1 protein-coding gene and 1 pseudogene are annotated in these 1,136 nt (G+C 40.8%); both read left to right on the top strand.

The genetic code is table 11. From position 1 onward, the window contains the following. Positions 1–465: pseudogene (gene deoA, locus DCM90_RS09850) on the top strand (pyrimidine-nucleoside phosphorylase); the annotation flags it as partial. A gap of 17 nt (positions 466–482) precedes the next feature. Further along, a partial coding sequence (deoC, locus tag DCM90_RS09845; RefSeq protein ID WP_109251167.1) for a deoxyribose-phosphate aldolase occupies positions 483–1,136 on the top strand: 654 nt, incomplete at its 3' end.

Below are 1,136 nucleotides of genomic sequence, written 5' to 3'. Positions count from 1 at the left end.
TTTTGTGAATTGGCTCAAATTATGCTTGGTTTGGCAAATGTTAACAAAACTGTTGAAGAAGTTCGCCAACATCTTGAAAATGGTCAAGCACTGGCTAAGTTTGAGGAAATGGTGCAAGCCCAAGGTGGAGACTTGGAAGACCTCTATCGTCCTGTAAATGTAGCTCATGTGGTGGAAATCCCTGCTCAGGAAACGGGTGTCATTTCAGCTCTTCCAGCTATGGACTTTGGTCTTTATGCCATGAGGCTGGGTGCTGGTCGTGCAGTTAAGTCTGATGTCTTGGACTATGAAACAGGAATTGTTTTTGAAAAGAAGATTGGAGACTCCGTTCAAAAGGGTGAAATTGTTGCAAAAGTATACACAAATGAAAAAATTCCACCTCAACTAGTTACAGATTTCCAAAAATGTGTTAAAATAAGTGATGAAGTGAAAAAAATCCGTGAAATTGTAGAAATCATCTCCTAAATGGAGGGAAAACCGAAATGAAATTAAATAAATATATAGATCATACGCTTTTAAAACAAGATGCAAAGAAAAAACAAATTGATAGTTTGTTGTCTGAGGCTAGAGAGTATGACTTTGCCAGTGTTTGCGTTAATCCGACCTGGGTTGAACATGCTAAAAAAGGACTTGAAGGCACAGATGTTAAGGTTTGCACAGTAGTAGGTTTCCCTTTGGGAGCAACAACTTCAGCCGTGAAAGCATTTGAGACAAAAGAAGCTATCCAAAATGGTGCAGATGAGATTGATATGGTGATCAATGTTGGAGCTCTCAAATCAGGTAATTTAGCCTTGGTTGAGTCAGATATTCGCGCAGTAGTGGAAGCAAGTGGTGATAAGTTAGTGAAAGTCATTATTGAAGCTTGCCTTCTGACAGACCAAGAAAAAATTGTTGTTTGCCAATTGGCCCAAAAAGCTGGGGCTGACTTTGTTAAAACATCTACTGGCTTTTCAACTGGTGGTGCTACGATAGCAGATGTTAGATTAATGCGTGAAACAGTTGGATCTGATATGGGAGTCAAGGCTGCTGGTGGAGCTCGTTCTTATGCAGATGCTCTTGCCTTTGTCGAAGCAGGTGCGACCCGTATCGGAACGTCAGCTGGGGTAGCTATTTTAAAAGGAGAATTGGCAGATGGC

Source organism: Levilactobacillus bambusae (assembly GCF_003124125.1).
Taxonomy (GTDB): Bacteria; Bacillota; Bacilli; order Lactobacillales; family Lactobacillaceae; genus Levilactobacillus; species Levilactobacillus bambusae.
Note: the sequence above shows the minus strand (reverse complement) of the source record. Positions and strands in the feature narration are given on the sequence as shown.